Raw genomic sequence first — 26,978 nt, 5'->3', positions numbered from 1 at the left:
ACAGTGCGCTTCTTCTCTCATCATTGTGTAGCAAAACGCTACATACAGTTATATTAGCCTATGGAATCGGGCGATAATAACACTACTTTCCATCTATTGCGTATGTTTTGCCTCGATTTGTCGCCATCCTCTCAGCAAAATTGCGTTTAAACCGGCAATGAATTGTTCAACGGCAAGCATAAATTGACGATGCCGTCTTCAATTTGAATATCGACCTTAAACCCCAGTTTTTTAGCGAGTCCAATCATTCCCTGATTGTTTGGCATCGTAATTCCAACCAGCCTTTCAAGCCCATGCTGAGTTGAATAAGCGATCAACTTACCCAACAGCGTCTTTCCAAGCCCTAAACCGTTACTGTCTGAGCGAACCAATACGGCAAATTCGGCTTCGAGATTGTCTGGATCGGATAGCGCACGCGTTACCCCTACAATTGAATCTTTACCTTGTTCTTGGATAACGGCCACGAAAGCCATTTCGCGGTCGTAATCAATTTGAGTCATTTTCGCGAGGTCTTCATGCGTAAATTCATTGATCTCGCTGAAGTAACGATAGTACAAATCCTCTTTGGTCACTTTCTGAATGAACTGCTGTAGTAAGGGTTCATCTTCAGGGAGGATAGGGCGCAGCAAGCAAGCCACTCCGTTTCGCAATGTCACTTGTTCTTCAAGGTGCTGAGGGTATGGGCGTATGGCGAGCCTATTTTCGGCTAAACCGGAGAACGGGGTGAGCTGGAGTGACACGTCCAACAGCGTGAAATCTTCAGCAGAGGCCAGAACCGGGTGGATATCTAGCCGACTTATCTCTGGGCAGTCGACAATGAGATCGGAAACCTGCACCAGCAACTGGCTAAGCCCGTCAATATTAAGTGGCTGCAAAGGACTTCGGCTACGAATTTTACCGCCTTTGATTGCCTGCATAATCAGATATCGCGCTAAGGTCATATTCAGCGGAGGTAAGGCAACGGCAGCATCGTGGTCTGGGTTCCAAGCCCCTCCGCCTTCACCAAGCATAATTAATGGCCCAAATACGGGGTCTTGTTCGACTAACACTCGTAACTCTTGAGCACCTGCTCGGTTGGCCATGCTTTGAACTAACAGGCCGTGAATGCGCGCCTGTGGGAATGAGTGCTTCACCCGATCAATGATAGCATTCGCCGCTTGTTCAACCTCGTTTGCATTACGCAGATAGAGCATCACCCCCTGTACATCCGATTTATGCGGGATATCAGGTGAACGCAGTTTTAATGCAACCGGATAGCCAACCTGCTCTGCGATATGCACGGCCTCGGTGCTGTCGTTGGCAATCCATGTTGGCAATGTTTGTAAGCCATAGCTGGATAAAATCGATCTGACTTCGTGCGTATCAAGGTGGTAGATCTCTTCTTTAAGTGCTTGCTGAATGAGGTCGTGAGCCTGAGTGGTGTTTGCGATGAGGTCAGCTGGTAACGCCGGTGTTTCCATCAGTTGGCGCTGGTTACGTCGATATTCAACCATATGCATGAAGGCAGTAATCGCACCTTCAGGCGTTCTATAAGTCGGAATACCCGCTTCGCTAAATAACCTGCGCGCTTCTTGCGATGAATATTCGCCGCTCCAGTTAGTGAGCACTGAAATACGTTTGCCCCGCTGATGCTGTTTTAGCGTTTGAATAACCATTTCGGCCGTTGTGGTCGCTGGTGCCGCTGCGCTCGGTGCATGGATAATCAGCATCGCATCATAACTGTGGCTATCAAGTAAAATGTTGATGGCGGATTGATAGCGGGCTGGCGTCGCATCATCGCGCAGATCGATAGGATTCTGTAGGTACACATCATCCGGCATCTTACTGCGTAACGCGGTGAGGGTGTCTTCATCCAGTGTGGCGAGCTTTCCATTACGCCGCAGCAGCTCATCCACCGACATGGCAGCAGGTGCCGCACCATTGCTGATGATCAGGATTTTCTCTCCTCGCAATGGATGCATATGGCTGAGCGTTTCTACCGCAGAGAAAAGCTCATGCGTATCTTGCACGCGTAGCAGGCCTGCGCGTTGGATTGCGGCATCATAGGCTACATCTAGCCCTTGTACGCTGTTGAGCAACTGCTGGGCCTGTGGACTGCGGCCACTCTTGATGACCAGTATGGGTTTGTTTCTTGATGCGCTGCGTGCGGCTGACAGAAAGCGTCGCGCATCATGCAGATGTTCTAGGTAGATCAGGATTGCGCTGGTCTTGCTGTCTCGAGCGAGAAAATCTAAAAGATCATCCACGTCAATATCAAGGCTGTCACCTAAGGCGATAAAGAGAGAAAAGCCTATTTCTCGTTGTTGAGCCCAATCTAAAATCGTGTTTGAAACGGCTGCCGATTGAGAAATAAAGGCCAGCTTGCCGGGAAGAATCGGCACCGGTGAAAAGCTGGCGTTTATTTTTTGCCACGGGGCTAAAAGGCCCAAGCTGTTTGGCCCTAATAAACGCACGTTATGCCGTTGGGCACAGGCTTTTAACTCGGCAGATTGGGCGCTTGGCGATGAGAGCACAATGGCCGCTCGGCAGCCTTTATCACCTAATGCGGCGATTATTTCTAGGTTGCGCTGCGCGTTGACGCACAGGATTGCCAGGTCTGGGGCGAAGGGTAGGGATTCGATGTCAGCGTAGGCCAGTACGCCGCACACGGCTTGATAACGAGGCGTCACGGGCATAATGGGCCCAGAAAATCCTCCTTTAAGCAGGTTCTGCATCATTAAGTGGCCATTACGGCCAACTTTATTTGATGCACCAATCACGGCGATAGACTTCGGACGTAACAACGATTCCAGACTGCGCTGACTCATAGCTAAAACTCCTTGCCGAAGTAGATAGCCTGAGTCTAATGCCTCTAGATATTTTCTGCAGCGACCTCTTCACGGTGATGAGGCTTGCCTAGCAAATATTGACGGCGAAAATAGCTAAAGTGCTGTTGTAGCCCTTGAGCGGCTTCGTGATCGCCTGCGATATCTAATAGCGCAGCAGCAACTTCAGCGGTGCAGTGCTGCTCGTCACGGGCTGATTCTCGCAGTGTATAGTCACTCTCAAGCTTAGTTTCTAAAGAAAACACGGGAAACTTGTCGAGATAAGGGCTCTTGCGGAACATCTTTGTCGCTTCACGCCAGGTGCCGTCGAGCATGATGAATAACGGCGGCTTAGCTAAGCTGTCTTGCGGTAAGTCTGATACAGCACGTTCAGGCGCATAAGATCCAGGGAAGACTACATAAGGCTGATAGTTAGGATCGTTTAATAGCGCCAGTAGTTCTGGATCAACTTCGGTTCTGGCCCATTGAAAAGCCGCTGTTTCAGGCAATATATCGGCAATCAAACGCCCCGTGTTGCTAGGCTTCATCGGCTCGGTATCATACATCATCAGACAAAAGCGACTTTTAGCCGATTGGGTATAAATGGTGTCGCACAGGCAGCGAGTTTCAGGGAGTAAGCAACGCTGGCAGCGCGTTACGCGTCCTCCGCGAGTGAGGAAGGGTTTGGTCGCTTTAGCAAGGCGTAGCTCACGCAGGCGCAATACGGCGTTAGGGGACATCGACTTCTCTGATGAGGCAAAAGCGCTATTTTAAACAAGCAGACGGATAGGGTACAGCGGCGAAAGGGAAAAAAGAAAAGCCCAGCGTCGCGCTGGGCTTAGAATCGGGATTATGCCTTAGCAGCAAGCTGTTCATTCAGCCAACTATCGAAAGATGCCTTTGGCATTGCGCCGCTTAACATGTCTACTAGCTGACCGTTTTGGTAAAGCATAATGGTTGGAATGCTGCGAATGCGGAAACGTGCGCTAAGTTCCGGCTCTGCCTCGGTATTGACCTTCACGCAGCGGATCTGCCCTGTGCGTTCTTCTGCAACGTCTTCAAAGATAGGCGCAAAACTTTGGCATGGGCCGCACCATGGTGCCCAAAAATCAATTAACACCGGTTGTTCGTCTTGCAGGATTTTATCCAGCGTGGCTGAAGTCGCATTAATGACCTCGCCGTCGAACAACTCATGACCGCAGCGACCGCATTTAGCCTGATCCTCGATGCGCTCTTCCGGTAAACGATTGGTAGTTTGGCAGGATGGACAAACGGTATTCATGGGCAACCTCGGTATTGGGATAAAGAATCCGCGCTTTTTCACGGTAAAAGCAACGTTAATGTTTAAATTATGTTAAGCATTATCGTGTATGGGGATATTAATCACAATCAGGTTTCTTCAATGGTTATAATAGATATCAGCTTTTGTTGAAGTTTATATACCCGTCATATTTCAAGCTGCATGTGTGTTGGCTGCGCCTAATGACCCGAATCACTTATCTGTGTAAGCTCATCGGGACACTTTCTCTTGCCGCCTTCCTGCAACTCGAATTATTTTGGGTATAGCTTAGTGGTCACACATCAGGTAATCTTCGCGCCCTGCGCGTTGGTGGAGATAGCAATGAACGATTCTTTTAATGGCAAAAATGGCAAGGTCAAAGTGATGTACGTCCGCAGCGAGGACGACAACAAAGACCGTGACCAAAAATCACGTCCGGAAGGTAAAGGGCGTCAAGGCGAACGAGGTGGTCGTCAGGGCCGTAGTGCTCAGGATGGAGACCGTCGCAACGATCGCCGTGGTGGCCAAGGCCGTAGCCAGGAAAACGATCGCTCTCGCCGTCCTGCTGGTGCGAGCCGCAGTGAAGGTCGTAGCGAAGGGCGTAATGAAGGCCCTTATGATCGTTCGCCTTGGAAAACGGTATCTCGTGCTCCAAATGAAGAAGATAAGCCAGATCATGGCGGTATCGCTGGTAAGAGCTTTATCGATCCTGAGCAACTGCGTCGTCAGCGTGCTGAAGAAACTCGTGTTTACGGTGAGAATGCCTGTCAGGCGCTGTTTGCCAGCCGTCCTGATGCCATTGTCCGTGCATGGTTTGTTCAGTCCGTAACGCCACGCTTCCGCGAAGCGCTGCGCTGGATGGCGGCAAACCGTAAAGCCTACCACGTGGTTGATGATGAAGAGCTGACGAAAGCCTCAGGCACCGAACATCACGGTGGCGTTTGCTTCCTGATCAAAAAGCGTAATGGCCTCGATGCCCGCACTTATTTGAAAACAGCCGCCGACACCGACTGTGTTTTGGCGCTGGAAGATGTAGGTAACCCACATAACCTCGGCGGCATCATGCGTACCTGTGCGCACTTTGGCGTGAAAGGTTTGATGGTGCAGGATGCTTCTATGCTGGAGTCCGGTGCCGCAGTGCGTACCGCTGAAGGCGGCGCTGAGCATATTCAGGCGATTGATGCGGATGGTTTTGACGGTGCGCTGGATGAGTTCCGCCGCGCAGGTTACACCATCGTGACAACGTCCAGCCATAAAGGTACGACGCCGCTGACTAAGGCTTCATTGCCGAAGAAAATGGTGTTGGTATTGGGGCAGGAGCGCGATGGTCTGTCTGAAACCGTGATGCAGCAAGGTGATTTAAGCCTTTCTATCGGCGGTACGGGTCAGGTGGAAAGCCTAAACGTTTCCGTTGCTACCGGTATTTTACTGGCAGAATGGTGGCGTCAAAACGCGTAATGCGTTGGATGCCAGCCATACTTCAGGCTGTATGAGAAAGCGGGGCTAGCCCCGCTTTTTTGTGCCTGTCATTTGCGAATAAATAAAATCGTCAAACGATAGATAAGCAAAAGGCCGGATAATCCGGCCTTTTTGTCTATATGCATGCGAAGGAAAGATTACTCTTCCAGATCGCCACAGAAACGATAGCCTTCACCGTGGATGGTCGCGATGATTTCCGGGGTATCTGGCGTAGACTCAAAGTGCTTACGGATACGACGGATTGTCACGTCAACGGTGCGGTCATGTGGTTTCAGCTCACGGCCAGTCATTTTCTTCAGCAGTTCTGCACGGGACTGAATTTTGCCCGGGTTTTCGCAGAAGTGCAGCATGGCGCGGAATTCGCTGCGTGGTAGCTTGTACTGTTCGCCGTTAGGGCTCACCAGTGAGCGGCTATTGATGTCCAGCTCCCAACCGTTGAAGCGATAGCTCTCAACCAATTTACGCTCTTCTGTGCCGCCACCGAGGTTCATGGTGCGGGACAGCAGGTTGCGAGCACGAATGGTCAGCTCACGTGGGTTGAATGGCTTGGTGATGTAATCATCGGCGCCGATTTCCAGCCCAAGGATTTTATCCACTTCATTGTCGCGGCCGGTCAGGAACATCAGCGCTACATTTGCTTGTTCACGCAGCTCGCGAGCCAACAACAGGCCATTTTTACCAGGCAGGTTGATATCCATGATAACCAGATTGATGTCGAATTCAGACAGGATCTGGTGCATTTCTGCGCCATCATTGGCTTCATGAACGATATAACCTTCCGCCTCAAAAATACTTTTAAGTGTGTTTCGAGTGACGAGTTCGTCCTCGACGATAAGAATGTGCGGGGTCTGCATGTGTTTGCTACCTAAAATTGCCAACAAAATAGAAATAGGGAAGTACAGTAGTCTTGATTCCTAAAACATCAAATCGAGAGTGTGGCTGTTTCGATGATGTAACAACATAGAGATTCAATAGACTAAGGTACGTAAACTCGTTCTTGATGCACTTTCCATCAACGTCAACAACATCGCTAGGTTGGTCAGGGGATGTTACTCCCTACAGCCCCGGTGGTGCCAAAAGCGGCGCACATCCTAACCCTATTAACAGCAATATAACAGCACACACCGCAATTGCCATCCAACAAAACTACGCTTTGTTGACATATATCAAATCCAATTGTAGCACGTTAACAGATTTGTGAAAAACACTTACAAGTCTGTGAGCTGGATAATGAAGTTAAGTGAGTTTGTTCCTGATTAAGCTCGGGAAAATCTCATATCCGAGCCGAACTTTATTCTATATTTATGGAAAATTTAATTAATTGATTATAAGAATGAATTTATTGAATTAGTGACAAATAGCTTAGTCTTTGAATGTTTTTTGACTAAAATGCCTTTTTCCTTTTTTATCTAATAGAAAAGTCCGTACTTTTGTTAAATAAATGTAACTTTATAGCTAATGGAAAAACCCTTGCGAGCAGGATAAAGTGTGCACCTGTTTATTATTAATTGTTAAAAATCGGGCATTTCTATGCAAATTCATATCGTACTGGTTGCTCCAGCCAGACCTGAAAATATTGGCGCTGCGGCAAGAGCGATGAAAACCATGGGATTTTCTTCACTAAGAATTGTTGATAGCCAAGCATACCTAGAGCCCGCTGCTCGCTGGGTTGCTCACGGTTCCGCTGATATTCTGGATAATGCCCAGCATTTCGACACGCTAGAAGCCGCATTGGCTGATGTGGATTTCACGGTTGCCACTACGGCAAGAAGCCGTGCCAGATTTCACTATTACTGCTCGCCATCCGAGCTCACCAATATCTTGCATGAAAAGCAGAGTTGGACATCCAGCTGTGCGTTGGTCTTTGGGCGTGAAGAGTCAGGGCTTTCAAATGAAGAGTTAGCCTTGGCGGATATTCTCACCGGTGTGCCAATGGTGGCCGATTATCCTTCGCTCAACTTGGGGCAGGCCGTAATGGTCTTCTGCTATCAGCTATCGTCATTAGTTCAGAACAATGTGGAGCCAGAAGCGCTGGCTGAAGAGAATCAGCTGGTGGCACTACGCCAACGAGTACACCGTCTGTTAGGAACGCTCGATGTTGCCGATGATCAAAAGCTTACCGATTGGCTCGATCAGCGCCTTGGATTGCTCGCTAAACGTGATACTTCTATGCTCCACACCTTGCTGCATGACATCGAAAAAATGCTGAAAAAATAGCCTGTCGAAGAAAAAAGCTGAAAACGACGATTGCTCGGCAAAGGCGGATAAATTTCTCTTAGATAACGTGTAAGAAAAGTGTGATTCAGCGCACTTTTGCTGATGTGCTATTTTTCTATAGGTTTTTATGCTGTCGAGGTTATCGAAATGTTGCCGGTTAAAAACAGAATTTCGTTGACTTAGTTTTGCCTTTGCTTTAACCAATATAGGGCAGACACAAGAATTTATTGGACAGACAGAGATGCGTATTAGTTTTCATAACTACAGCCTGAACACCACAACAATTATTACCACCACCGATACGACATGTAACGGGGCGGGCTGACGCGTACAGAAAAAGAGAAAGAAAAAAGCCCGCACCTAAACAGTGCGGGCTTTTTTTTAAGCCTAATTCGGGAGAGTGTGACAAATGCGAGTGCTGAAATTTGGTGGTACCTCAGTGGCGAATGCAGATAGGTTTCTGCGCGTTGCTGACATATTAGAAAATAATGCCCAACAGGGGCAGGTTGCGACCGTGCTGTCTGCGCCGGCAAAAATCACCAACCATCTGGTCGCGATGGTTGAGAAAACCATTGCAGGGCAAGAGATACTGCCAAATATCAGCGACGCTGAGGCTATCTTTACTGATTTGCTGACGGGTTTGCAGCAGGCCCAAACCGGTTTTGACGCGGGGCGTCTGAAGCAGGTGGTTGACGCTGAGTTTGCTCAAATCAAACAGGTACTTCATGGCATCTCTTTGTTAGGGCAATGCCCCGACAGCGTGAATGCGGCAATGATTTGTCGCGGTGAAAAGCTCTCGATTGCCATTATGGCTGAGTTGCTCAAAGCGCGTGGCTATGGCGTAACCGTCATTAATCCGGTTGAAAAACTCTTGGCTCATGGCGGTTATCTTGAATCAACCGTTGATATTGCGGAGTCGACTCGACGTATCGCCGCTGATCCGATTCCAGCCGATCATATGGTACTGATGGCGGGGTTCACCGCGGGTAACGACAAAGGCGAACTGGTGGTGTTAGGCCGCAATGGTTCTGATTACTCTGCTGCTGTACTGGCCGCCTGCTTACGTGCAGATTGTTGTGAAATCTGGACTGACGTAGACGGCGTTTATACCTGCGACCCACGCACTGTGCCCGATGCCAGATTGCTTAAGTCGATGTCGTATCAGGAAGCCATGGAGCTTTCGTATTTTGGCGCCAAAGTTCTTCACCCTCGCACCATCTCTCCCATCGCCCAGTTCCAAATTCCCTGCCTCATCAAAAATACCGCCAACCCTCAAGCGCCGGGAACGCTTATTGGACGTGAAAGTGGTTCGGACGGCCTGCCAGTGAAAGGGATCACTAACCTGAACAATATGGCGATGATTAACGTTTCAGGCCCGGGGATGAAAGGCATGGTCGGCATGGCGGCGCGCGTATTTGCCGTTATGTCACGCAGCGGTATTTCGGTGGTACTGATCACGCAATCCTCTTCGGAATACAGCATCAGCTTCTGTATCCCGCAGGGCGAGCTGGATCGCGCACAGCGGGCGTTGAATGAAGAGTTCTATCTGGAGCTAAAAGACGGCCTGTTGGAAGCGTTGGATGTGACCGAGCACTTAGCGATTATCTCTGTGGTTGGCGATGGTATGCGCACCATGCGCGGTATCTCAGCAAAATTCTTCTCAGCTTTGGCGCGCGCGAATATCAATATTATTGCGATTGCGCAGGGCTCTTCCGAACGCTCGATTTCCGTTGTTGTCAGCAATGATTCAGCCACTACCGCCGTGCGCGTTAGCCATCAGATGTTGTTCAATACCGATCAGGTTATCGAAGTCTTTGTGATTGGCTCTGGTGGCGTGGGTGGGGCTTTGTTAGAGCAGATCCACCGCCAACAGTCATGGCTGAAGAACAAACATATCGATTTACGCGTTTGCGGCATTGCAAACTCCCGCGCGCTATTAACCAATGTGCACGGTATCGATCTTGCTCGCTGGCAGGATGAATTGGCTGATGCCAAAGAGCCGTTTAATCTTGGCCGCCTGATTCGTTTAGTGAACGAATACCATCTGCTGAACCCGGTGATTGTGGATTGCACGTCGAGTCAGGCCGTTGCCGATCAGTACGCTGATTTCCTCAGTAATGGTTTCCACGTCGTGACGCCAAACAAAAAAGCCAACACCGGTTCAATGAACTACTACCATCAACTGCGTCAGGCTGCCGCAGGGTCACGCCGTAAATTCCTCTACGACACCAACGTAGGCGCGGGGCTGCCGGTTATCGAAAACTTGCAGAATTTGCTGAGCGCGGGTGATGAACTGGTTCAGTTCTCGGGGATTTTGTCGGGCTCTCTGTCGTTTATTTTTGGCAAGCTTGAAGAAGGGATGTCGTTATCTGCCGCTACGCTGGAAGCTAAAAAATTGGGCTATACCGAGCCCGATCCACGTGACGATCTGTCGGGTATGGATGTAGCGCGCAAGCTTCTGATTTTGGCTCGCGAAGCGGGTCATGTAATGGAACTGGATGATATCGACGTGGAGTCCGTGTTGCCTGCTGATTTCGACGCCAGTGGCGATACCGCATCATTCTTGGCGCGTTTACCTCAGTTAGACGATCTGTTTGCGGCACGCGTGGCTAAAGCACGTGAGAATGGCGCGGTATTGCGCTACGTTGGACAAATTGTCGACGGTCGCTGTCAGGTCAAGATTGTTGAAGCCGATGGTAACGATCCGCTTTATAAAGTGAAGAACGGTGAGAACGCGTTGGCGTTTTACAGCCGTTATTACCAGCCAATTCCGTTAGTTCTGCGCGGCTATGGTGCAGGTAACGACGTCACCGCAGCCGGTGTGTTTGCAGATTTACTGCGCACCTTGTCATGGAAGTTGGGAGTTTAATATGGTTAAGGTTTATGCACCGGCCTCAATTGGAAATGTGAGCGTGGGGTTTGACGTACTGGGTGCCGCTGTTTCGCCGGTCGATGGCCAGTTTCTTGGCGATTGCGTGAGCGTTGAAGCCGCTGATGCTTTTAGCCTAACGTCTAAAGGCAGCTTTGTGAGCAAGCTTCCGAGCGATCCTAAAGAAAACATTGTCTATCAATGCTGGGAGCGTTTTTGCCAAGCGATCGGACAAGAGTTATCGGTCGCCATGGTGCTGGAAAAGAATATGCCGATTGGCTCAGGGCTCGGTTCTAGCGCCTGTTCGGTGGTCGCGGCGCTGATGGCGCTGAATGAGTTTGCTCAGCAGCCACTCGACCAAACCCAGTTATTAGCGCTGATGGGCGAAATGGAAGGGCGCATTTCAGGGAGCGTGCATTATGACAACGTGGCCCCGTGCTACCTCGGTGGTCTACAACTGATTTTGGAAGAGAACGGTATTATTAGCCAAACCGTTCCCTGCTTTGATGATTGGTTCTGGGTTATGGCTTATCCGGGAATTAAAGTCTCGACCGCCGAAGCGCGGGCCATTTTACCCGCGCAGTACCGTCGTCAGGACTGCATTAGCCATGGCCGCTATCTGGCTGGGTTTATTCATGCCTGCCACACCCGCCAGCCAATTTTAGCGGCTAAGTTAATGAATGATGTGATTGCCGAGCCTTACCGTACTCGCCTCTTACCTGGGTTTGCTCAGGCTCGTCAGGCCGCTCACGACATTGGCGCTTTGGCCTGTGGGATTTCTGGCTCAGGTCCAACGCTGTTTGCCATCTGCGATCGCCAAGATACCGCGCAGCGTATGGCGCAATGGCTGAAAGAAAACTATCTGCAAAACGACGAAGGTTTTGTTCACATTTGCCGTCTGGACAATGCAGGCGCACGACGACTGGGATAACGCATGAAACTTTATAATCTGAAAGATCATAACGAGCAGGTCAGCTTTGCGCAGGCAATTAAACAGGGGTTGGGCAAAAATCAGGGACTCTTTTTTCCTTTAGAACTTCCAGAATTTGAGCTTACTGAAATTGATAGCTTACTGAAGCAGGATTTTGTGACCCGCAGCGCGAATATCTTATCTGCCTATTTGGCGGACGAATTTGCTCCAGAGGTTATCTATAATCGCGTGAAAGCGGCTTTTGCGTTCCCCGCGCCGGTTGCACAGGTGGAGCCGGACATCGCCGCGCTTGAGCTATTTCACGGGCCAACGTTAGCGTTTAAGGATTTTGGCGGGCGTTTTATGGCGCAGATGCTACAGGAAGTGGCGGGCAATGAGCCTGTCACGATTCTGACCGCCACCTCCGGTGACACCGGCGCAGCGGTAGCTCACGCATTTTACGGCTTAGAGAACGTGCGCGTTGTCATTCTCTACCCTCAGGGAAAAATCAGCCCGTTGCAGGAAAAACTGTTCTGCACGTTGGGTGGAAACATCCAGACGATTGCTATCGATGGCGATTTTGATGATTGTCAGGCCTTGGTTAAACAAGCCTTTGATGATGAAGAGCTTAAAAACGCGGTGGGGCTGAATTCTGCCAACTCAATTAATATCAGCCGTTTGCTGGCTCAGATCTGCTACTACTTCGAAGCCGTAGCGCAACTGCCTCAAGAAGCACGTAACCAGCTGGTGGTCTCTGTACCTAGCGGCAATTTTGGAGATTTAACCGCAGGGTTACTGGCGAAATCTCTGGGGTTACCGATTAAGCGTTTTATTGCGGCGACCAACGCGAATGACACCGTGCCACGCTTTCTCGCCACCGGCGAGTGGCAGCCGCATAACACCGTAGCAACGCTATCGAATGCTATGGACGTTAGCCGCCCAAATAACTGGCCGCGGGTTGAGGAGTTATTCCGCCGCAAGATATGGCAGCTCAAAGAGCTGGCTTATGGGCACGTTTCTGATGATGTGACGCGCCAAACGGTGCGTGAAATGGCGCAGCTTGGTTATATCTCTGAGCCTCATGCGGCGATTGCCTATCGTGTTTTGCGTGACACTTTGCAGCCAGGAGAGTTTGGCCTGTTCTTAGGCACCGCGCATCCGGCGAAGTTTAAAGAAGTGGTGGATGAGATCTTAACTAGCGATCTGCCTTTGCCAGCCGAACTGGCAGAACGCGCTGATTTGCCTCTGCTTTCACATCAAATGGCGGCGGATTTCGTTCCGCTTCGCGCCTTTATGATGCAGTGGGCAAAGTAACCCATTGAAAATAAGTGATAAAAAAACCGGCGATAAGCCGGTTTTCTTTTTTACGCTTCGTGACGTTTAAAAATTAGTTCGCTGCCTGATTTATACGGCTTCTCTTCTTCGAAGAAATACCCTTCTAAATTGAAATCTTTCAATTGCTCAGGTTTGGTTAACTGGTTCTGAATGATAAAACGACTCATCAGGCCACGCGCTTTTTTGGCGTAGAAACTGATGACTTTAAACTTGCCGCCTTTCTCATCTAAAAATACCGGCTTAATCAGTTGCCCGTCTAACTTGGCAGGTTTTACGGCTTTAAAGTATTCATCAGACGCAAGGTTAATCAGCACGTTATCGCCTTGCGCTTTCAATTGCTGATTTAATTTCTCGGTGAGCAAATCGCCCCAGAAACTATATAAATCATTGCCTTTGGCGTTATGCAATTTGATACCCATCTCCAGACGATACGGCATCATCAAATCAAGTGGGCGAAGCAAACCGTATAGGCCAGAAAGCATGCGCAGATGCTGCTGAGCAAAGTCGAAATCTTGCTCGCTAAAGTCTTCGGCTTGCAGCCCTGTATAAACGTCGCCTTTAAAGGCCAGAATGGCCTGACGTGCATTTTCAGGCGTGAAATTTGGCTGCCATTCGGCAAAGCGCGCGGCATTCAGTCCTGCGAGCTTATCGCTGATTTTCATCAGGCTGCCAATCTGCGCCGGTGTTAATTCACGGCAATATTCCATGAGCTCAGCAGAGCGATCGAGCAGTTCAGGTTGAGTAAAGCGCGTTGTTGCCAGCGGGCTTTCATAATCCAGCGTTTTGGCAGGTGAGATAATAATCAGCATGGATTGATCCTGTTATGAGAGTTGTCTACTAATGTAACAAATTTAATCTTGAGAGGGGATTAATCAGTGCGATAGGGGCATCGTATTATACCGACGCCCCCTACTTTTCGGGGAACTACTCAGATTTCGGTTTATCCCAAATGCCGGGTTCAACCTGCTGCTGAATTTCAGGGTATTGGCTGATATCAAAGGTTGGCAAGCGCCCGATGCTTCGCTGGTGGTTATAATCTTTGGCCAATTTCAGCGCTACACCGGAGAGCAGTAAAATTGCGATCAGGTTAGTAATGGCCATCATTGCCATGGAAAGATCGGCCATTTTCCATACCAGCGGCAGTTCAGCGAGCGTACCAAACATCACCATGCCCAACGTACAGCAGCGGAACAGCATGAGACCGGCGGGATGGTTGTGTTCGAGAAAGACCAGATTACTCTCGGCATACGAATAGTTGGCGATAATTGAGGTAAAACCAAAGAAAAAGATGGCGGTAGCAATAAAGATAGAACCCCATCCGCCTACCGAGGAGGCTAGCGCTCGCTGGGTGAGTTCAATCCCGCTAATCGTGCCCGGCGCGTGGTCTAATGCGCCAGATGAAAGAATAATGGCCGCAGTGGCGCTGCAGATAACCAGCGTATCGACAAAAACACCGAACATTTGCACATAGCCTTGTGATGCTGGATGCGGTGGATATGGTGCGGCAGACGCTGCAGCATTAGGCGCAGATCCCATACCGGCTTCGTTTGAAAATAAGCCGCGCTGAATGCCTTGCGTCATGGCCTGCGCAATTCCATATCCGACGGCGCCTGCGGCCGCTTCCTGCAAACCGAAAGCGCTTTTGAATATCAGCAAAAGGACTTCGGGCATTCGGCTCAGATTGTGCCCAACCACCCAGAATGCCAGCGCCAAATAGGCGATAGCCATAAACGGCACGACTAATTCTGCCGTTTTGGCAATTGAACGTAGTCCGCCAAAAATGATAGCGCCGCTGAGCAAAACTAAAGCAATGCCGACATAGAGCGGCTTAGTGCCAAAGGCAACAGCGGTAGCCTGAGCAATCGAGTTAGACTGCACGGCGTTAAATACCAAACCAAATGCGATGATTAAGAAGATCGAAAATAGAACGCCCATCCACCGCATGCCGAGCCCTTTTTCCATGTAATAGGCGGGGCCACCACGGTAATTTCCCTGATCGTCTTTGGTTTTGTATAACTGTGCCAAGGTGCTTTCGATGAAAGAGGTTGCCATACCAATCACGGCAACCACCCACATCCAGAAAACGGCTCCAGGCCCGCCTGCGGTAATCGCAATGGCGACGCCGGTTAAGTTGCCTGTGCCAACGCGGGCGGCAAGACTGGTGCATAACGCTTGGAAAGAAGAAATGCCTGAGCTGTCGGCCTTATTACTGTTCTTTAAAACCGAAAACATATGGCCGAAATGACGAAACTGAATGAATCCGGTTCGGATCGTGAAAAAGATCCCTGTGCCGATTAGAAGGTAGATCAGCACCGATCCCCATAATATGTTGTTGATAAAGCTAATTAGATCCGTCAAAACGTACTCCTAGTGTTCGATAACATGGCGTATGTGCCTAAAAGCACAACGCAAATTTCACCGCGCCGATAATATTTTTATAGTGATAACTGGGCTTTGGTGTTGCGCAACTGGCGCAAATTTTGGGTCTGAAAAAACGGCAAGAATGTAACATAAGTTTGAAAAACGATGGCGCTTTATTCTCATTGCCGCCCATGTGCCGTTTTTATCGGAGCCGAAAACGGTTGCCTGCCGTTTCTGCGTTAGAACCGATAAAAGTGATAGGTTTTATGACGAGTTTAGTGCATTGCGCAACAGTGGATGCGTGTTATTATCAGCTACAGGCACGTCATAAACCGCCAACAGTTCATGCACAATGGCGTTATTCACTTGAGAATATCCGTGTTATAGCTCGAAAAGTGACAAGCAAAACCATTGCTGCATCAATTCTGGTTTTATGCACCAATAATGGAAACGCTAAAAATGACCGATAAACTGACATCCCTACGCCAGCTGACCACCGTTGTGGCCGACACCGGCGATATCGCTGCAATGAAGTTGTATCAACCACAAGATGCAACCACCAACCCTTCTCTGATCCTGAATGCAGCACAAATTCCTGAATACCGTAAGCTGATTGATGAAGCGATTGCTTGGGCGCGCAGCCAGAGCAGCGACAAAGCTCAGCAGGTTGTGGATGCTTCAGACAAGCTGGCCGTCAATATCGGTCTGGAAATTTTGAAACTGGTCCCAGGCCGCATCTCTACCGAAGTTGATGCGCGCATGTCTTATGACACCGAAGCTAGCGTTGCTAAAGCTAAACGTCTGATCAAAATGTATAACGATGCTGGTATCAGCAACGATCGCATTCTGATCAAACTGGCTTCAACTTGGCAGGGTATCCGCGCTGCGGAGCAGCTGGAAAAAGAAGGCATCAACTGTAACCTGACGCTGCTGTTCTCCTTCGCTCAGGCGCGTGCTTGTGCTGAAGCAGGGGTATACCTGATTTCTCCGTTTGTTGGTCGTATCCTTGACTGGTACAAATCAAACACCGACAAGAAAGAATATGCGCCAAACGAAGATCCAGGCGTTGTATCCGTGACCGAAATCTACGAATACTACAAACAGCACGGCTATGAAACCGTGGTTATGGGCGCAAGCTTCCGTAACATGGGTGAGATTCTGGAACTGGCTGGCTGTGACCGTCTGACCATCGCTCCAGCGCTGCTGAAAGAGCTGTCTGAAGCTCAGGGCGACGTTGAGCGTAAGCTGAGCTACACCGGTGAAATCAAAGCGCGTCCAGCGCGTCTGACCGAAGCTGAGTTCTACTGGCAGCACAATCAGGATCCAATGGCGGTTGATAAACTGTCTGACGGCATCCGTAAGTTTGCCGTAGACCAAGGCAAACTGGAAAAAATGATCGCTGACCTGCTGTAATCAAGCAACTCAGTTTATAAAACCAGCCTTAGGGCTGGTTTTTACATTTTAATAACACTAAATATTCTCCCTTCATTTATATTCGAATTAAATTGTTTTATTTCATCACCTTAAACCATTCCTCCTAATTATCTTCGCATGCATATGTAAAATTATTGTGTATTGTTGATCGCAAAAAATAAACATTTCTGCTTTTTTTATACGCAATTCTCCAAAATGTAGATATTTTTAAATTATGGCTACGAAATGAGCATGTCTGGAAATTGCTCTGCCGATAATAATTTTCTGCAATGAGGATACTTTCTGATGAATGCGTTAACCGCCGTAAAGCAGGATATCTCTGAAGCTAAAACCAAAGGGCAGGGCTTTACCGTTCGCCCGTCGGCACAGTCGCCACGCATGCTGGAACTCAATTTCGATGCTGCTACCACGCAACGTTTTTTAGAGCTGGTGGCTGAATGGCCCGTGCAAGCGCTGGAGTACAAATCATTCCTGCGTTTCCGCGTGGCGAAAATCCTTGATGAACTCTGTGGCAACCAGCTTCAGCCACTGCTGCTCAATACCATTCTGGCGCGGACTCAAGGTGCATTACTGATTGGCGCTGAGGGTATCGACCACGTCGAGCAGGCAGATGAGATGGTTAAAATTGCTACCGCGGTGGCGCATCTTATCGGGCGTTCCAACTATGACGCCATGAGCGGCCAGTATTATGCGCGTTTTGTAGTGAAAAACGTCGATAGTTCAGATAGCTATCTGCGTCAACCTCATCGCGTATTAGAGCTGCATAACGATGGCACTTTCGTGGATGAAGTGACTGACTATGTGCTGATGATGAAAATCGACGAGCAGAATATGCAGGGCGGCAATTCCCTATTGCTGCATCTGGATGACTGGGAGTCACTCGATAAATATTTCAGCCATCCGTTAGCACGTCGCCCTATGCGCTGGACTGCGCCGCCTAGCAAAAATGTTACCCAAGATGTTTTCCACCCAGTATTTGATGTCGATGGGCAAGGGCGTCCGGTAATGCGCTATATCGATCAGTTTGTTCAGCCAAAGGATTTTGAAGAAGGTAACTGGCTGAGTGAACTTTCAGATGCGCTCGAAGGCAGCCGCAATATCGTTTCGGTTCCGGTTCCCGTCGGCAAATTCCTTTTGATTAATAATTTGTTCTGGCTGCATGGTCGCGATCGCTTTACCCCACACCCAGATTTGCGCCGCGAACTGATGCGTCAGCGCGGATATATCAGCTATTCCACCTCGCACTATCAGGCTGGGCAATAAGCTTCGGCTTCATTTTTGATTAACCGAGCGTGCTCTCGTTGGATCAAGAGAGCATGCAAGAGAGTTTGAGGAAGGAATGAGCCGGATGTATGACTTTGTGATCGTTGGCGGCGGCATCATTGGGATGTCGACTGCCATGCAGTTGATCGGCGTCTATCCAGATGCCCGCATTGCTTTGCTGGAAAAAGAGGGCGGCCCGGCGTGCCATCAGACCGGCCACAATAGCGGCGTGATCCACGCGGGGGTTTATTACACGCCCGGAAGTTTAAAAGCCAAATTCTGTTTGGAAGGTAATCGGGCGACCAAAGCCTTTTGTGATGAAAACGGCATTCGCTATGACACCTGCGGGAAAATGCTGGTGGCAACGTCCGAGCTAGAAATGCAGCGTATGCGCGCGCTATGGGATCGCACTGAAGCCAACGGCTTAGAGCGTTATTGGTTGAGCGCGGAGGAACTTCATGAACGCGAGCCCAACATCGTCGGGCTGGGCGGTATTTTGGTTCCCTCCAGCGGGATCGTCAGCTACACCGAAGTCACACAGGCAATGTCAGATCGTTTCCGCGCCGCAGGGGGCGAGATCGTCTATAACGCAGAAGTTACCGCGCTGCGGGAACATGCGCAGGGCGTGATCGTAACGACGACGGCGGGTGATTATGAAGGCTCTAACCTGATCACCTGTTCAGGACTGATGGCGGATCGTTTGGTGAAAATGCTAGGTGTTGATCCCGGTTTTATTATTTGCCCGTTCCGCGGCGAATATTTCCGTTTAGCGCCGCAGCATAATCATATTGTTAATCATCTCATTTATCCGATCCCCGATCCGGCGATGCCGTTTCTCGGCGTACATCTGACTCGCATGATCGATGGCAGCGTGACGGTGGGGCCGAACGCCGTGCTGGCATTTAAGCGCGAAGGCTACCGCAAACGCGATATTTCACTGAGCGACACGCTGGAGATATTTGGTTCTTCCGGTATTCGCAGCGTGATGCGACAAAATCTCAAATCCGGTCTGGATGAGATGAAAAATTCTCTGTGCAAAAGCGGCTATCTCAAACGCGTGCAAAAGTATTGCCCAAGCTTGACCAAACAAGATCTTCAGCCCTATCCCGCCGGAGTACGTGCTCAGGCCGTTTCGCCCGATGGCAAATTGATTGATGATTTTCTGTTTGTGACCACCGCTCGCAGTATTCATGTCTGCAACGCGCCTTCACCGGCGGCAACCTCGGCGATCCCGATTGGCACGCATATTGTAGGCAAAGTTCAGGCGCTACTGGCAGGGCAAACCCATAACGGCCGCACTTTAACTGCGGCAATTAACGATAAGCCATCTTTGGCCACCGTATAAACGTCATCGAATAACAAAAGCTAATTTACTGATGAATAAGGAATTCGCTATGCAACTTAATGACTCAACGCTTTTTCGCCAGCAGGCTTTTATCCAAGGAAAGTGGTGTGACGCAGAAAGTAACAAAACTATCGAGGTGACAAACCCCGCTAATGCTCAGCTTTTGGGCACTGTGCCCAAAATGGGGGCAAATGAAACGCGTACGGCGATTGAAGCAGCTAATCAGGCGTTGCCGGCATGGCGTGCGTTAACCGCCAAAGAGCGTGCGACGATCCTGCGCCGTTGGTTTGATCTCATGATGGCTAACCAAGACGATCTCGCCAAGCTCATGACGCTGGAACAGGGCAAACCGTTGGCTGAGGCCAAGGGTGAGATTGCCTATGCCGCCTCTTTTATTGAGTGGTTTGCCGAAGAAGGTAAACGCATTTATGGGGATACCATTCCAGGTCATCAGGCAGACAAACGCCTCATCGTGATCAAACAGCCGATTGGCGTTACCGCTGCGATCACCCCGTGGAATTTTCCTGCGGCAATGATCACGCGTAAAGCAGGGCCTGCGCTTGCCGCTGGCTGCACCATGGTGCTTAAACCTGCGAGCCAAACGCCATTTTCAGCATTAGCTCTTGCGGAGTTGGCCCAGCGCGCAGGGATCCCCGACGGCGTTTTTAACGTGGTAACCGGCTCGGCCAGCGAAGTGGGAAATGAGCTTACGGGCAACCCGTTAGTGCGCAAACTCTCGTTTACCGGATCGACCGAAATTGGTCGTCAACTGATGCAACAGTGCGCTAAAGACATCAAAAAAGTCTCGCTGGAGCTGGGCGGGAATGCGCCATTCATCGTGTTTGATGATGCTGATTTGGATAAAGCGGTTGACGGTGCGCTGGCCTCTAAGTTCCGTAATGCGGGACAAACCTGCGTGTGTGCCAACCGCCTATATGTTCAGGATGGGGTTTATGACGCTTTTGCTAAAAAGTTACAGGCTGCGGTTGAAAAACTCACTCTGGGCGATGGCTTAGCGAAGGGCGTAACAACCGGCCCGCTGATTGATGAAAAAGCGGTGGCGAAAGTGAAAGAGCATATTGAAGATGCGCTGTCGAAAGGGGCTAGCATTATCACCGGCGGCCAGCCGCACGAATTAGGCGGCAATTTCTTCCAGCCCACCATTTTAGTGGATGTTCCTGCGAGCGCCAAAGTCGCCAAAGAAGAGACTTTTGGCCCGTTGGCTCCGTTATTCCGTTTTAAAGATGAAGCAGACGTGGTTGCACAGGCCAATGATACCGAATTTGGCTTGGCGGCTTATTTTTATGCGCGCGATCTTAGCCGCGTATTCCGCGTTGGCGAAGCGCTGGAGTACGGCATCGTGGGGATCAACACCGGCATTATTTCGAATGAAGTCGCGCCTTTTGGCGGGATCAAAGCCTCAGGCCTGGGCCGCGAAGGCTCGAAGTATGGCATCGAAGATTATCTCGAAATCAAATATATGTGCATCGGCTTGTAAAGAGAACTGATCTTACTTTTTAACACCAACAGAGCGGCATCAGCCGCCTACCCGAACACTGAGAGGACACCTGATGAGCACGAATAAAGAACTGATGCAGCGCCGCAGTAACGCCATTCCACGCGGCGTGGGGCAGATTCATCCTATTTTTGCCGAGCGAGCAGAAAACTGCCGCGTATGGGACGTCGAAGGACGTGAGTATCTGGACTTTGCCGGTGGGATTGCGGTTCTGAATACGGGCCATTTGCATCCAAAAGTGGTGGCTGCGGTTGAAGCTCAGCTGAAAAAACTGTCGCATACCTGTTTCCAAGTGTTGGCCTACGAACCGTATTTGGAACTGTGCGAAATCATGAACAAGCGCGTTCCGGGAGATTTTGACAAGAAAACGCTGCTGGTGACAACGGGTTCTGAAGCGGTAGAAAACGCGGTGAAGATTGCCAGAGCGGCCACCAAGCGCAGCGGAACCATCGCTTTTAGCGGCGCTTATCATGGGCGTACTCATTACACCTTGTCGTTGACCGGCAAAGTAAACCCTTACTCAGCGGGTATGGGATTAATGCCAGGGCACGTATTCCGCGCTTTGTATCCTTGTGAATTACACGGTGTCAGCGACGATGATGCGATTGCCAGCATTCATCGCATCTTCAAAAACGACGCTGCGCCGGAAGATATTGCCGCCATCGTTATCGAACCGGTGCAGGGGGAAGGGGGATTCTATTCAACGTCACCTGCCTTTATGAAACGTCTGCGCGAACTGTGTGATGAGCATGGGATCATGCTGATTGCCGATGAAGTACAAAGCGGAGCAGGGCGTACCGGAACGTTGTTTGCGATGGAACAGTTAGGCGTTGCTGCCGATCTCACCACCTTTGCGAAATCTATCGCGGGTGGTTTCCCTCTCGCGGGCGTGACAGGCAAAGCCGAGATCATGGATGCTATTGCGCCGGGCGGACTAGGTGGAACCTATGCCGGTAGCCCCATTGCCTGTGCGGCGGCCCTAGCGGTGCTTGAAACCTTTGATGAAGAAAATCTGTTGCAGCGCGCTAACGATGTAGGGCAGAAGCTGAAAGATGGCCTGCTCAATATCGCTGAAACTCATCCAGAAATTGGTGATGTGCGTGGTCTTGGCGCGATGATTGCGATTGAGCTGTTCGAAAACGGCGATGTGCATAAACCGAATGCCAAACTGACGGCAGAAGTGGTGGCGCGGGCGCGTGATAAGGGGCTCATCCTGTTGTCATGCGGGCCTTACTATAACGTGCTGCGTATTTTGGTTCCGCTCACGGTGAGTGACGCGCAGATCAAACAGGGTCTGGATATTATCGCCGAATGTTTTACCGAGGCTAAGAAAAACTAAGCGCAACGAGGTGCTTGTGGTTATGCGAGTAGCACCCGTCATAAAGGAAGTCTGATGGCTAAATAATAACAATGCGCGTGCTCCGGCGCGGGAATGCCGGAGCGCTCTCCCTAAGTGCAAAACTTTCGAGAGGGTTCGAATTATGGGTCAGATTGCAGAAACAAACTCGCTGGGAGGCGGGCTGAAGTCCCGCCATGTCACCATGCTGTCCATTGCTGGTGTTATCGGTGCTAGCCTATTTGTTGGCTCAGGCGTTGCGATTTCACAGGCGGGGCCAGCGGTATTATTGTCTTATCTTTTCGCCGGCTTGCTGGTGCTGTTGATTATGCGCATGCTGGGGGAAATGGCGGTGGCGTCGCCGGATACCGGCTCCTTCTCAACCTACGCCGAACGATCTATTGGCAAGTGGGCCGGGTATACCATCGGTTGGCTCTACTGGTGGTTCTGGGTTTTGGTGATCCCTTTGGAAGCCAATATCGCCGCTATCATTCTTAACTCATGGCTTCCTGTAGTGCCTATCTGGCTATTTTCCTTACTCATTACCGTGGCATTAACCGGCAGTAATTTGCTTAGCGTTAAAAACTACGGTGAGTTTGAATTTTGGTTGGCGCTGTGCAAAGTGATCGCCATTCTGGCCTTTATCGTGGTGGGCGCGATTGCCATCACCGGATTTTATCCGCATGTTCAGGTCAGCGGCGTTTCTCGACTTTGGGATCACGGCGGCTTTATGCCAAATGGTTTTGGGGCTGTGATTAGCGCTATGTTGATCACCATGTTTTCTTTTATGGGGGCGGAGATCGTAACGATCGCGGCGGCTGAATCAGATACTCCAGACAAGCATATTGTGCGGGCGACCAATTCCGTGATTTGGCGCATTGCGATCTTCTATCTGTGTTCGATCTTTGTGGTGGTGGCGCTGGTGCCTTGGAACGCGCCGGAACTGAAAACCGTGGGATCTTATAGCTCGGTGCTGCAACTGCTGCATATTCCGCACGCCAAATTGATAATGGACTGCGTGATCCTGCTATCGGTCACCAGCTGTTTGAATTCGGCGTTGTATACCGCTTCGCGCATGCTCTATTCACTGAGCCATCGCGGTGATGCGCCCGCCTTTATGGGAAAAACCAACCGCAGTAAAACGCCTTATGTGGCGGTTTTATTGTCTACCGGCGCGGCGTTTCTGACCGTGATTGTTAACTACTATGCCCCCGCCAAGGTGTTTAACTTCTTGATTGCCAGTTCTGGCGCGATTGCGCTGCTGGTGTATTTAGTGATTGCGGTTTCTCAATTGAGAATGCGCAAGATCCTGTTAACGCAAGGCAACGAACTCAAGCTTAAAATGTGGCTGTATCCCTATCTAACATGGACGGTGATCCTGTTTATCACCTTCGTGTTAGTGGTGATGATGTTTAGGCCAGAGCAGCGTATTGAAGTGGTTTCTACCGTGCTATTGGGGATTGGCATCATCTGCACGGTGCCGATCATGACTCGCTGGAAGGCGCTGTTTCAGTGGCAAAAACAGCCCCAGCAGAGTTTGAGGTAACGAAAGGCTTGCTAATAATCTTGATGCGCCGGTTCGGTCAGTACTGAAACGGCGCATTTTCGTATAAGAGATCCTGCAACTTTGGTAGGTTATTCTTTTTGCTTCGTGGCAATTTGGGAGCTATGCCTATGACCGCCTCTTTACCTTATTCAACGTTTGACGGTTATCAATGGCTGAAAAGAGACATCATCCGCGGTATCTATCAGCCGGATGAAAAGTTACGCATGAGTCTGTTGACGAGCCGCTATGGGCTGGGCGTCGGCCCGCTCCGCGAGGCGCTCTCGCAGCTGGTGGCAGAACATTTGGTGACGGTGGTTAGCCAAAAAGGCTATCGCGTTGCCTCGATGTCGCAGGCCGAGCTGCTCGATATTTTCGATGCTCGAGCCAATATGGAATCGATGCTGGTGCAGTTGGCGATTGAGCGCGGCAAAGACGATTGGGAAGCTGAGATCCTTGCGCGTTCCCATATGCTTGCCAAACTAGAGGCCAGTGATGCCAGCGAAGATTTGTTGGATGAATGGGATCAACGTCATCAGGCATTTCACACGGCGATTGTTGCCGGATGTGGATCGCAATACCTGCTGCAAATGCGTGCTAGATTGTTTGATCTCGCGGCGCGCTACCGCTTCATTTGGCTGCGTGAAACCGTGCTTTCCGTGGAGATGTTAGAAAATAAACATCATGAGCATGATGAGCTGGTGAAGGTAATTTTGGCCCGTGATGGAAAGCGCGCCGGTGAACTGATGAGGCAGCATTTACTCACGCCGATACCGATTATTCAGGAGGCAATGGGGGGGAAGGGGGGATAAGTGTTTTAGATATGGGGTAAGTTACGTCCGCCTAAAACACTGAACTCTACATTTAAACCGTGCAGGCGTCCGACGAAAGGTTGCTAGCGCGCAACCTCTCAATTACTCATGCTCGAATATTTTTATATTGGGGTAAGTTACGTCCGCCTAAAGCACTTAACTCCACATCTAAACTGTGCGGGCGTCCGTGTTAGGGGGCCAATCGCCGCCCCCTAACAACCCGGCTTGGCACCGTTCTTCAGCCTGCTTCGCAGGTTCCCTCATCTCGTCATTCCGGCTTTAACGGAACGAGCGACAATCGCGGATATTCGGCGCATCCTTGCGCCTCACCCCTACGGGGCCAACGCAAGCGTTGTTCAAATTTGCTCCCTGCAAATTTGTCCATGCCTCCGTCGCTCTTTTGCCGACGTCCGGTCGGCAAATCCTAGCCTGCATTTCTCAATTCGGCTGAAGAACAACGTGCCAGAAAAGGTCAAACTCAAAACCCAAAACCCAAAACTCAAAACCCAAAACCCAAAACCCAAAACCCAAAACCCAAAACCCAAAACCCAAAACCCAAAACCCAAAACCCAAAACCCAAAACCCAAAACCCAAAACCCAGAAATCAAAAGACAAAAGACAAAAGACAAAAGACAAAAGACAAAAGACAAAAGACAAAAGACAAAAGACAAAAGACAAAAACTCTATCTGTTTTTGAGTTTAAGTTATGGCATTTAGAGCAGTGAAAACAGGATGTTTTCACGAGGGGAGGAGGCGCCAAGGATGGCGCATGCCGACCCGGCGCGGAGATGGCGTCTCGGATAAAAGCGCGAGGATTGAAGGGGCGCGCGCTGGCGCCCCTCATCGGACGCCTTCATTGATGTATCAATGGAGTTCGGTATAAATCGGCGGACGAAACCTTACACCGTGTTCGCATGCGTGTCTGACGGACGAAACCTTACACCGTGTTCGCATGCGTGTCTGACGGACGAAACCTTACACCGTGTTCGCATGCGTGTCTGAAGGACGATACCTTACACCGTAATTACATACACCGCTGGTGAATAGGTGAGAAAGGAAAGCCCTGTCATCACTCCTTGCCACTTCTCCCCCTACAGTTTATTCCGAATCTTTGATTCACAAACCAGACAGATCTACCGTAACTCTTATACTTGGTTAATCGTTCTCTAAGAGGAATTCGCTATGTGGAAAAAACAATTTGCCGCCGTTTTTCTGGATATGGATGGCGCTCTTTTGGATTCAGGTAACCATGCTCAGCAAGTGTGGATGCAGTGGGCGCAGCAACACGGCATTGATGAGGCACTGCTGGGAGAACAGATTCATAGCCAACGCGTGCAGGAAATTGTACGCCGTTTAGCCCCGCATCTTGATACCCTGCAAGAGGTGAATGCGCTGGAGGCGGCCTTGCTGCAAATGACTCAGCGTCATCAAAGCCAATTACAGCAGGGCGTTTCTGAGCTACTACAGGCACTAGGCGAAACGCCGTGGGGCGTGGTGACGCAGTCCCATCGTGCACGCGCTGAAGCACAGTTGCAGCAGGCCGGTATGCAGCGTCCACCGCTTGTGGTGGGAGCCGAGCAGGTATCGAGCGGTCGGCCCGATCCTGAGCCGTACTTACTCGCCGCCAGTTTTTACGGCGTAGATCCGCGTGATTGCCTCGTGTTTGAAAGCGATGAGGCTGGGATTAAAGCCGCACAGGCCGCAGGAATGACGGTGATTGCCATCACCCATCGCCATCAACGACATCATTTACAGCGTGCAGATGTGGTTATTAGCGGCTGGCGTAGTATTATTCTGCATCCCCAGCGTCAAGGAATAGTCATAGAGGTAGTTGCATGAATGCATTGCGTATAGGTCTGGTCTCGATTTCCGATCGTGCTTCCAGCGGTGTTTATCAGGATAAAGGTATTCCAGCCTTACAAGAGTGGTTGGAGCAGGCGCTCACTACGGCGTTTACGCTGGAAACGCGGTTGATCCCCGATGAACAAGTTATGATCGAGCAGACTTTGTGCGAGCTGGTTGATGAAATGGGCTGTCACTTAGTGCTGACCACCGGTGGCACCGGCCCTGCTCGCCGCGATGTCACGCCGGATGCAACGTTAGCGGTCGCCGATCGTGAAATGCCGGGCTTTGGCGAACAGATGCGCCAAATCAGTTTGCACTATGTACCGACGGCGATTTTGTCTCGTCAGGTGGGCGTGATCCGCAAGCAGGCGTTGATCATCAATTTGCCTGGGCAGCCGAAGTCGATCAAAGAAACGCTGGAAGGCGTGAAGGACGAAAACGGTAAACCCATTGTGCATGGTATTTTCGCCAGCGTACCTTATTGCATCCAACTATTAGACGGGCCGTATGTGGAAACCGATCCGCGCGTAATAGCAGCTTTTCGTCCTAAAAGTGCACGTCGCGAAACAATCGACTGAAATTGAACTCATTGCGGCATAAGATTCAGTACGACTAGCCAGTCATCCAGTA

Annotated in this window: 22 protein-coding genes, 1 pseudogene and 1 other annotated feature; of the genes and pseudogenes, 17 read left to right on the top strand and 6 right to left on the bottom strand. The window is 50.2% G+C overall.

Annotation, left to right across the window (positions count from 1 at the left end):
* Nucleotides 1-146: 146 nt before the first annotated feature.
* From U0008_RS17980 to trxC, 3 genes are all read right to left on the bottom strand, one after another.
* Nucleotides 147-2,807 (bottom strand): bifunctional acetate--CoA ligase family protein/GNAT family N-acetyltransferase, encoded by a 2,661-nt coding sequence (locus U0008_RS17980; protein ID WP_043495466.1) that lies wholly within the window; start codon nucleotides 2,805-2,807, stop codon nucleotides 147-149.
* A gap of 44 nt (nucleotides 2,808-2,851) precedes the next feature.
* Complete coding sequence (locus tag U0008_RS17975) at nucleotides 2,852-3,544, bottom strand: tRNA-uridine aminocarboxypropyltransferase (RefSeq protein WP_043495463.1); 693 nt, start codon at nucleotides 3,542-3,544, stop codon at nucleotides 2,852-2,854.
* Between the two features lie 110 nt (nucleotides 3,545-3,654).
* The gene (gene trxC / locus U0008_RS17970; protein WP_043495462.1) at nucleotides 3,655-4,086 is read right to left on the bottom strand and encodes a thioredoxin TrxC; all 432 of its coding nucleotides are present in this window, start codon (nucleotides 4,084-4,086) and stop codon (nucleotides 3,655-3,657) included.
* Nucleotides 4,087-4,425: 339 nt separating this feature from the next.
* Between trxC and U0008_RS17965 the strand changes: the two genes are divergently transcribed.
* Nucleotides 4,426-5,541 (top strand): tRNA/rRNA methyltransferase, encoded by a 1,116-nt coding sequence (locus U0008_RS17965; protein WP_043495461.1) that lies wholly within the window; start codon nucleotides 4,426-4,428, stop codon nucleotides 5,539-5,541.
* A 158-nt stretch (nucleotides 5,542-5,699) separates the two neighbouring features.
* Here the strand turns inward: U0008_RS17965 and arcA are convergent, their stop codons facing one another.
* Nucleotides 5,700-6,416, bottom strand: coding sequence for a two-component system response regulator ArcA (gene arcA / locus U0008_RS17960; RefSeq protein ID WP_004089205.1), 717 nt, complete (start codon nucleotides 6,414-6,416; stop codon nucleotides 5,700-5,702).
* A gap of 121 nt (nucleotides 6,417-6,537) precedes the next feature.
* Here arcA and yjjY point away from each other — a divergent pair.
* The 6 genes and pseudogenes from yjjY to thrC form a co-directional block, all read left to right on the top strand.
* Nucleotides 6,538-6,677 (top strand): annotated as a pseudogene (gene yjjY / locus U0008_RS17955) (YjjY family protein); the annotation flags it as partial.
* Nucleotides 6,678-7,092: 415 nt separating this feature from the next.
* Nucleotides 7,093-7,779: a tRNA/rRNA methyltransferase gene (locus U0008_RS17950; RefSeq protein ID WP_025801392.1), complete on the top strand. Its 687-nt coding sequence runs from the start codon at nucleotides 7,093-7,095 to the stop codon at nucleotides 7,777-7,779.
* A gap of 241 nt (nucleotides 7,780-8,020) precedes the next feature.
* Nucleotides 8,021-8,104: a thr operon leader peptide gene (thrL, locus tag U0008_RS22565; protein ID WP_071603088.1), complete on the top strand. Its 84-nt coding sequence runs from the start codon at nucleotides 8,021-8,023 to the stop codon at nucleotides 8,102-8,104.
* Nucleotides 8,040-8,163, top strand: a sequence feature (Thr leader region). It overlaps the preceding gene by 65 nt.
* A gap of 25 nt (nucleotides 8,164-8,188) precedes the next feature.
* A complete protein-coding gene (thrA, locus tag U0008_RS17945; protein ID WP_043495459.1) occupies nucleotides 8,189-10,648 on the top strand; it encodes a bifunctional aspartate kinase/homoserine dehydrogenase I in 2,460 nt (819 codons plus the stop codon).
* Nucleotide 10,649: 1 nt separating this feature from the next.
* The gene (gene thrB / locus U0008_RS17940; RefSeq protein ID WP_043495456.1) at nucleotides 10,650-11,579 is read left to right on the top strand and encodes a homoserine kinase; all 930 of its coding nucleotides are present in this window, start codon (nucleotides 10,650-10,652) and stop codon (nucleotides 11,577-11,579) included.
* A gap of 3 nt (nucleotides 11,580-11,582) precedes the next feature.
* Nucleotides 11,583-12,872 carry a threonine synthase gene (thrC, locus tag U0008_RS17935; protein WP_043495455.1) on the top strand — a complete coding sequence of 430 codons (1,290 nt, stop codon included), beginning with the start codon at nucleotides 11,583-11,585 and terminating at the stop codon, nucleotides 12,870-12,872.
* 50 nt (nucleotides 12,873-12,922) lie between these two features.
* Here the strand turns inward: thrC and yaaA are convergent, their stop codons facing one another.
* Both yaaA and U0008_RS17925 read right to left on the bottom strand, forming a co-directional pair.
* Nucleotides 12,923-13,702, bottom strand: a complete 780-nt coding sequence (gene yaaA, locus U0008_RS17930; RefSeq protein ID WP_025801396.1) for a peroxide stress protein YaaA — start codon at nucleotides 13,700-13,702, stop codon at nucleotides 12,923-12,925.
* A gap of 115 nt (nucleotides 13,703-13,817) precedes the next feature.
* The gene (locus tag U0008_RS17925; RefSeq protein ID WP_043495454.1) at nucleotides 13,818-15,251 is read right to left on the bottom strand and encodes an alanine/glycine:cation symporter family protein; all 1,434 of its coding nucleotides are present in this window, start codon (nucleotides 15,249-15,251) and stop codon (nucleotides 13,818-13,820) included.
* 462 nt (nucleotides 15,252-15,713) lie between these two features.
* On the opposite strand from U0008_RS17925, the gene tal reads away from it, so the two are divergent.
* The 10 genes from tal to mog all read left to right on the top strand — a co-directional run bounded on the left by tal (nucleotide 15,714) and on the right by mog (nucleotide 26,926).
* Nucleotides 15,714-16,667, top strand: coding sequence for a transaldolase (gene tal, locus U0008_RS17920; protein WP_025801399.1), 954 nt, complete (start codon nucleotides 15,714-15,716; stop codon nucleotides 16,665-16,667).
* Nucleotides 16,668-16,973: 306 nt separating this feature from the next.
* Nucleotides 16,974-17,951, top strand: coding sequence for a glutarate dioxygenase GlaH (glaH, locus tag U0008_RS17915; RefSeq protein WP_025801400.1), 978 nt, complete (start codon nucleotides 16,974-16,976; stop codon nucleotides 17,949-17,951).
* An 85-nt stretch (nucleotides 17,952-18,036) separates the two neighbouring features.
* Nucleotides 18,037-19,296, top strand: a complete 1,260-nt coding sequence (lhgO, locus tag U0008_RS17910; RefSeq protein ID WP_043495452.1) for an L-2-hydroxyglutarate dehydrogenase — start codon at nucleotides 18,037-18,039, stop codon at nucleotides 19,294-19,296.
* Nucleotides 19,297-19,345: 49 nt separating this feature from the next.
* A complete protein-coding gene (gabD, locus tag U0008_RS17905; protein ID WP_043495450.1) occupies nucleotides 19,346-20,794 on the top strand; it encodes an NADP-dependent succinate-semialdehyde dehydrogenase in 1,449 nt (482 codons plus the stop codon).
* A gap of 73 nt (nucleotides 20,795-20,867) precedes the next feature.
* Entirely contained in the window at nucleotides 20,868-22,151 is a 1,284-nt protein-coding gene (gabT, locus tag U0008_RS17900) for a 4-aminobutyrate--2-oxoglutarate transaminase (protein ID WP_040045431.1), read from the top strand.
* A 142-nt stretch (nucleotides 22,152-22,293) separates the two neighbouring features.
* A complete protein-coding gene (gene gabP, locus U0008_RS17895) occupies nucleotides 22,294-23,694 on the top strand; it encodes a GABA permease (protein ID WP_043495449.1) in 1,401 nt (466 codons plus the stop codon).
* A gap of 128 nt (nucleotides 23,695-23,822) precedes the next feature.
* Nucleotides 23,823-24,503, top strand: coding sequence for a DNA-binding transcriptional regulator CsiR (gene csiR, locus U0008_RS17890; RefSeq protein ID WP_043495447.1), 681 nt, complete (start codon nucleotides 23,823-23,825; stop codon nucleotides 24,501-24,503).
* A gap of 459 nt (nucleotides 24,504-24,962) precedes the next feature.
* Nucleotides 24,963-25,220, top strand: a complete 258-nt coding sequence (locus tag U0008_RS17885) for a hypothetical protein (RefSeq protein WP_327058431.1) — start codon at nucleotides 24,963-24,965, stop codon at nucleotides 25,218-25,220.
* A 465-nt stretch (nucleotides 25,221-25,685) separates the two neighbouring features.
* A complete protein-coding gene (locus U0008_RS17880) occupies nucleotides 25,686-26,342 on the top strand; it encodes an HAD family hydrolase (RefSeq protein ID WP_043495444.1) in 657 nt (218 codons plus the stop codon).
* Nucleotides 26,339-26,926 carry a molybdopterin adenylyltransferase gene (gene mog / locus U0008_RS17875; protein ID WP_025801407.1) on the top strand — a complete coding sequence of 196 codons (588 nt, stop codon included), beginning with the start codon at nucleotides 26,339-26,341 and terminating at the stop codon, nucleotides 26,924-26,926. Before U0008_RS17880 ends, mog begins: the two co-directional genes overlap by 4 nt.
* Nucleotides 26,927-26,978: the final 52 nt, after the last annotated feature.

It is taken from the genome of Hafnia alvei, assembly GCF_034424155.1.
Lineage (GTDB): Bacteria > Pseudomonadota > Gammaproteobacteria > Enterobacterales > Enterobacteriaceae > Hafnia > Hafnia alvei.
The sequence above is the reverse complement of the archived record's forward strand: the minus strand, read 5'-3'. Positions and strand labels throughout refer to the sequence as shown.